Origin of the sequence: Ochrobactrum sp. SFR4 (assembly GCF_019730395.1) — a bacterium.
Classification (GTDB): domain Bacteria; phylum Pseudomonadota; class Alphaproteobacteria; order Rhizobiales; family Rhizobiaceae; genus Pseudochrobactrum.
Genome location: NZ_JAAPBB010000185.1, coordinates 1 through 471 on the forward strand (window position 1 = coordinate 1; position 471 = coordinate 471).

Annotated in this window: 1 protein-coding gene; it reads left to right on the forward strand. The window is 57.3% G+C overall.

All coding sequences use genetic code 11. The features are described 5' to 3' along the window. On the forward strand, positions 1-471 hold a 471-nt coding region (locus tag HBA93_RS18505; protein ID WP_221724276.1), incomplete at both ends, for a DUF1819 family protein.

Below are 471 nucleotides of genomic sequence, written 5' to 3' on the forward strand. Positions count from 1 at the left end.
GAGAGCTGGGCATCTGCTCGTGTGCGCTTGCTGGCACAGGGCGCGTCATCCTTGCCCAAACTGGCCTCGCAAACCCGCACGCTTCGTGAAGTGTATGACCGGATAGGCCATCTCTCGGATGCCGAGCGCCAGTACCTGTCGGCAGAGGCTGACCGCGCTGAGCAGCAGGCAATGGTGTGGCTGGCGGTCTGCCGGACCTATCGCTTTATATACGAATTCGCAGTCGAGGTGATCAGCGAACGCTACCAATCATGGCGGCTTGACCTGGGTCATGAGGTTTTTGACCGCTTTCTCGCGGAGAAGGCTGAAAGCGATCCCGGCCTCGCCGCTCTTTCAGCTTCAACCTGCGCGAAATTGCGTCAGGTCTTGTTTCGGATATTGCGTGAAGTTGGTTTGATAAGCGTCGAGGGTAGAATTCAGCCGATTTGGTTATCGGGGCGCATGAAGCGGCTGATTGAGGTGAGTAATCCG